This is a genomic window from Vibrio sp. M260118, assembly GCF_036533755.1.
GTDB lineage: Bacteria > Pseudomonadota > Gammaproteobacteria > Enterobacterales > Vibrionaceae > Vibrio.
Genome location: NZ_JATABG010000297.1, coordinates 1 through 4,535, shown reverse-complemented (window position 1 = coordinate 4,535; position 4,535 = coordinate 1). Strand labels below are relative to the sequence as shown.

The 4,535-nt window shown below is 46.5% G+C and carries 6 protein-coding genes; all 6 read left to right on the top strand.

Annotated features, from left to right (window positions below; all coding sequences use genetic code 11):
- Nucleotides 1–5: 5 nt before the first annotated feature.
- On the top strand, nt 6–536 hold the full coding sequence (gene yceD, locus QTO00_RS15290) for a 23S rRNA accumulation protein YceD (RefSeq protein ID WP_331425553.1): 531 nt from the start codon (nt 6–8) through the stop codon (nt 534–536).
- 30 nt (nt 537–566) lie between these two features.
- The gene (gene rpmF / locus QTO00_RS15285) at nt 567–737 is read left to right on the top strand and encodes a 50S ribosomal protein L32 (RefSeq protein ID WP_004414666.1); all 171 of its coding nucleotides are present in this window, start codon (nt 567–569) and stop codon (nt 735–737) included.
- A gap of 9 nt (nt 738–746) precedes the next feature.
- A complete protein-coding gene (gene plsX / locus QTO00_RS15280) occupies nt 747–1,787 on the top strand; it encodes a phosphate acyltransferase PlsX (RefSeq protein ID WP_038206935.1) in 1,041 nt (346 codons plus the stop codon).
- A 5-nt stretch (nt 1,788–1,792) separates the two neighbouring features.
- Nucleotides 1,793–2,773 carry a beta-ketoacyl-ACP synthase III gene (locus tag QTO00_RS15275; protein WP_038206937.1) on the top strand — a complete coding sequence of 327 codons (981 nt, stop codon included), beginning with the start codon at nt 1,793–1,795 and terminating at the stop codon, nt 2,771–2,773.
- Nucleotides 2,774–2,857: 84 nt separating this feature from the next.
- On the top strand, nt 2,858–3,781 hold the full coding sequence (gene fabD / locus QTO00_RS15270; RefSeq protein ID WP_331425552.1) for an ACP S-malonyltransferase: 924 nt from the start codon (nt 2,858–2,860) through the stop codon (nt 3,779–3,781).
- A 27-nt stretch (nt 3,782–3,808) separates the two neighbouring features.
- The coding region (fabG, locus tag QTO00_RS15265) for a 3-oxoacyl-ACP reductase FabG (protein ID WP_331425551.1) at nt 3,809–4,535 on the top strand (727 nt) is incomplete at its 3' end.

Genomic DNA, 4,535 nt, shown 5'->3' with positions numbered 1-4,535 from the left:
GCCCTATGCAAAAGGTAAAAATACCGCGTACGATTGATCCGTCACGCGCTGCTCAAAAGCGACTAGATGTTGAAGGTATTATTCAAGTTAGTCTCTTTAAGCGCTTAGATGAATCGGTTGAAGGCGTTAAACGCGACGCCCAAGTGTCACTGTCATTTGATTTAGATGAGCAGCGACTCGTTGTTATCTCTGGTAAAGCTAACATCGAAGTCGACTTAGAGTGTCAACGCTGTAATGAGGTTTTCGCACATGAGTGCGATGTCCACTTCACTTATACACCTTACAAAGGTGAAAAGACTGAAGAGGAAGCACCGGAAGAGTACGATTTGGTAGATCTGAACGAGTACGGTGAGTTAGACCTAATACAGTTAGTTGAAGACGAGTTCATTCTAAACTTGCCTCAAATAGCAATGCACGATCAGGCGGACTGTAGCGTTGATTCAGATAATATGGTGTTTGGTGAAATTCCAGAAGAAATTTTGGAAGAAGAAAAGAAGCCGAATCCATTTGACGTTTTAAAAAGCTTAAAGAAGTAATTCTTTAATACTTACATAGGAGTAGGGTCAATGGCCGTACAAAAGAGCAAGAAATCTCGTTCAATGCGTGGTATGCGTCGTTCACACGATGCCCTAACTACAGCTGCACTTTCTGTAGACGCAACTTCAGGTGAAACTCACCTACGTCACAACGTAACTGCTGAAGGTTACTACCGTGGCAAAAAGGTTATCAACAAGTAAGGTTGACCTTTGCAAAATATAACCGTTGCACTTGATGCAATGGGCGGGGATTTCGGTCCTCGCGTCACAGTGCCTGCCGCCGTGCAGGCACTGTCGCATTTCCCAGAGCTAAAAGTGACCCTTATCGGTGATCAACACGCGATCACATCTCAATTATCATCCCTCGGTTATCAGCCGAACGCTCGTCTGAGCATTCAACACGCAGACCGAGAGATCTCCAACACCGAAAAACCTTCTCTCGCTTTACGCAATCATCGAGGCAGCTCAATGGGTATGGCTATCGATCTCGTTGCCGACCATCAAGCCGACGCTTGTGTCAGTGGTGGCAATACGGGCGCATTAATGGCGTTATCGCGTTTCAAGCTGAAGCTTCTTCCCGGTATTGAACGACCAGCACTGATTTCTGCACTACCTACCGCTTCTGGTGGAAGAACTTGGATGCTCGATTTGGGCGCAAATGTGTCTAGCGATGCAGATTCTCTGTTCCAGTTTGCGGTTATGGGCAGCGCCCTTGTCGAACAGTTTGTTGACCGACCTCCAAGAGTGGCTATTTTGAATATTGGCGCGGAAGAGATCAAAGGCAATGACCTGGTTAAGCGTTGTGCCGAGATGTTGGAAAATACCAGCTCAATCAACTTCGTCGGTTACATTGAAGGTAACCAGTTGCTCCATGATGCAGCAGACGTTGTGGTTTGTGATGGTTTTGTCGGTAATGTTTGCTTAAAAACCTGTGAAGGCACTGCACAGCTTTTTATAGATAAGTTGAAATCGAGTATGATGGCCTCATCTATAAAGGGTTGGATTGCAAGAAAATTGTTTTCTGGTCTATTTAGTGAACTAAAAACATTGAACCCCGACCAGTATAACGGCGCAAGTTTGCTAGGATTGCGCGGCATTGTCATAAAAAGCCACGGAAATGCTGATGTAGAAGCCGTCATCAATGCAATTGGTGAGGCACTGCACGAGGTCAAACGACAGGTCCCGAGCCGAATTAGCGATCGTTTAGAAGCGGTTCTATTTGATCAGCAACCCCAAGAGAGGCACTACTAGTCTTCATGTATAGCAAAATTCTAGGTACTGGCAGCTACCTGCCATCTCAGGTGCGTTCAAACGCAGATTTAGAGAAAATGGTAGATACCACTGACGAGTGGATTGTTACTCGCACAGGTATTAGTGAGCGTCGTATCGCGGCAGAAAATGAAACTGTTGCTGATATGGGTTACCAAGCAGCGAAGAATGCGATCGAGATGGCCGGTATCGACAAAGACGATATCGATATGATTCTTGTGGCGACGACAAGTGGCTCACACGCTTTCCCATCGGCAGCGTGTCAGGTTCAAGCACTTCTCGGAATTAAGCACTGTCCAGCATTTGATATGGCGGCGGCGTGTTCCGGGTTTGTTTACGCTTTATCAGTTGCAGATCAATACATCAAAACTGGTCACTGCAAGAATGTTCTAGTAATTGGTGCAGACGCATTATCAAAAACTTGTGATCCAAATGACCGCTCAACCATCATTCTATTTGGTGACGCAGCAGGTGCGGTGGTTGTCGGCGCAAGTGAAGAGCCAGGCATTCTTTCTACTACTATTAATGCTGATGGTCGTTTCGGCGAGTTGCTAAGTCTTAAATTCGCTGACCGCCACGAGAAAGTGCCAAGTGAGTCCGAACACAGTGACGATATCAACAGCTGGCTGCACATGGCGGGCAACGAAGTATTTAAAGTTGCTGTGACTCAACTTTCACGCCTGGTAAAAGAGACGTTGAAAGAGAATGGCATGGATAAGTCAGAGCTTGATTGGCTTGTTCCTCACCAAGCGAATATGCGTATTATCTCGGCGACAGCGAAAAAACTGGCGATGCCGATTGAGCAGGTGGTGGTGACTCTAGACCGCCACGGCAATACTTCAGCGGCTACAGTGCCTACTGCGCTCGATGAAGCAGTTCGTGATGGCCGTATTCAACGTGGTCAAACACTGTTGCTTGAAGCATTTGGTGGAGGCTTCACTTGGGGCTCAGCGCTAGTGAAGTTCTAATCAGCAGAATTCAAATTAAAGGTGCCTGTTAGGCATCTTTTCTTTCTTGTCTTTATTTAAAGAAATAGATTTAAGGAAAACAAAATGAGCAAGTTTGCTATCGTATTTCCAGGTCAAGGTTCACAAGCTGTCGGTATGCTTGCAGAGCTTGGCGAACAACATGAAGTCGTTAAACAAACATTTGCAGAAGCATCGGAAGCGTTAGGTTACGACCTATGGGCTCTAGTTCAAAACGGTCCTGCTGAAGATCTTAACCAAACGCATCGCACTCAGCCTGCGCTTCTAGCATCATCGGTTGCTATCTGGCGTGTATGGCAAGAGCAAGGCCTAGAGCAACCTACTAACCTAGCGGGTCATAGCCTAGGTGAATACTCAGCATTAGTCTGTGCAGGTGTGATTGACTTTAAACAAGCCATCAAACTGGTTGAACTGCGCGGTCAGCTAATGCAAGAAGCAGTGCCAGCGGGTACTGGTGCTATGTACGCAATCATTGGCCTAGATGACGAATCAATAGCTAAAGCGTGTGAAGAAGCGGCTCAAGGTGATGTTGTTTCACCGGTTAACTTTAACTCGCCAGGCCAAGTTGTTATCGCGGGTAGTAAAGACGCAGTAGAACGTGCAGGTGCACTTTGTAAAGAAGCGGGCGCTAAGCGTGCTCTTCCTCTACCAGTATCAGTGCCTTCGCACTGTGCGTTGATGAAACCTGCAGCCGATAAGCTAGCAGTAGCGCTAGAAGAACTTGAGTTCAATACTCCTCAGTTACCAGTAATCAACAACGTTGATGTCGCAGCGGAAACTGATCCGGCGAAAATCAAAGATGCACTCGTTCGTCAGCTATACAGCCCAGTTCGTTGGACTGAAAGCGTACAGCTAATGAGTGAACAGGGTGTTGAGAAGCTATTAGAACTTGGCCCAGGTAAAGTTCTAACTGGCCTAACAAAACGAATTGTTAAAACACTAAGCGGCGCAGCAGTTAATGATGCTGCATCTCTAGACGCGGCTAAGTAATTTTCGAACAAAGGAATAAACAACATGATGAACCTAGAAGGCAAGATTGCTCTAGTAACAGGTGCTAGCCGTGGTATCGGCCGTGCAATCGCTGAACTGCTTGTTGAGCGTGGCGCGACTGTTATTGGTACAGCGACTTCTGAAGGTGGTGCTGCAGCGATCAGCGAATACCTTGGTGAAAATGGTAAAGGTCTCGCTCTCAATGTAACTAATGTTGAGTCTATTGAAGCGACACTTAAGACTATCAATGATGAGTTTGGCGCAATTGATATCCTAGTGAACAACGCTGGTATCACTCGTGACAACCTACTTATGCGTATGAAAGATTCTGAGTGGGATGACATCATTGATACCAACCTAACGCCTATCTTCCGTATGTCTAAAGCGGTACTTCGTGGCATGATGAAAAAACGTGCAGGTCGTATCATCAATGTAGGTTCTGTTGTGGGTACTATGGGTAACGCAGGTCAAGCTAACTACGCTGCGGCGAAAGCTGGCGTAATTGGTTTCACTAAATCGATGGCTCGTGAAGTGGCTTCACGCGGTGTAACAGTAAACACGGTGGCGCCTGGTTTTATCGAAACGGATATGACTAAAGCATTAAATGACGAGCAACGTGCAGCTACACTGTCTAACGTTCCAGCCGGTCGTTTAGGTGACCCACGAGAAATTGCATCAGCAGTTGTGTTCCTGGCTTCTCCAGAAGCGGCGTACATCACTGGTGAAACTTTGCATGTAAATGGTGGCATGTACA

Excerpts from the sequence above, each read along its gene's own strand:
- QTO00_RS15275 (WP_038206937.1), top strand. The coding sequence starts at position 1,793 with ATGTATAGCAAAATTCTAGGTACTGGCAGCTACCTGCCATCTCAGGTG.
- fabD (WP_331425552.1), top strand. The coding sequence starts at position 2,858 with ATGAGCAAGTTTGCTATCGTATTTCCAGGTCAAGGTTCACAAGCTGTC.
- rpmF (WP_004414666.1), top strand. The coding sequence starts at position 567 with ATGGCCGTACAAAAGAGCAAGAAATCTCGTTCAATGCGTGGTATGCGT.
- yceD (WP_331425553.1), top strand. The coding sequence starts at position 6 with ATGCAAAAGGTAAAAATACCGCGTACGATTGATCCGTCACGCGCTGCT.